The 500-nt window shown below is 76.6% G+C and carries 1 protein-coding gene and 1 pseudogene; one reads left to right on the top strand and one right to left on the bottom strand.

Annotated elements, in window-relative coordinates; genetic code table 11:
- A pseudogene (locus LPA54_RS36800) lies at window positions 1–106 on the bottom strand (endonuclease); the annotation flags it as partial.
- Window positions 107–139: 33 nt separating this feature from the next.
- On the opposite strand from LPA54_RS36800, the gene LPA54_RS36795 reads away from it, so the two are divergent.
- On the top strand, window positions 140–500 hold a 361-nt coding region (locus LPA54_RS36795), incomplete at its 3' end, for a beta-ketoacyl synthase N-terminal-like domain-containing protein (RefSeq protein WP_267487982.1).

The following is a 500-nucleotide window of genomic DNA, read 5'->3' as shown; positions in this document are numbered from 1 at the left end:
CCTCGGCGACCTCCTTGTCGAGCGCCGCGCGCACCAGCGCCGAGGACAGCACGGCCGGTTCCGTCCGGCCCGCGAGGCCGAGCAGCCGGTCCGGGTCCTCCGGCAGCCCGGCCGTCGGCTTCCGGATCAGGAGTTTGCGTTGCGTCCCGTCCACTTCGCGGCCGCCCGCCGCACCCCCATCGGCAAACTGCGCGGAGCCCTCTCCGGCGTGCGGCCCGACGACCTGGCCGCCGCGGTGATCCGCGGCCTGGTCGCCGATGTGCCCGCGCTGGACCCGGCCCGCGTCGACGACGTCTACTGGGGCGCCGCCAACCAGGCCGGCGAGGACAACCGCAACGTCGCCCGGATGGCCGCCCTGCTCGCCGGCCTCCCCGAGTCCGTCCCCGGCGCCACCGTCAACCGCCTCTGCGCCTCGGGCCTGGAGGCCGTCACCACCGCCGCCCGCACCATCGCGGCCGGCGAGGCCGACATCGTGATCGCCGGCGGCTCCGAGTCCATGA

This window comes from Streptomyces sp. DH12 (assembly GCF_020873895.1).
In the GTDB taxonomy this organism is placed as follows: domain Bacteria; phylum Actinomycetota; class Actinomycetes; order Streptomycetales; family Streptomycetaceae; genus Streptomyces.
The sequence above is the reverse complement of the archived record's forward strand: the minus strand, read 5'-3'. Positions and strand labels throughout refer to the sequence as shown.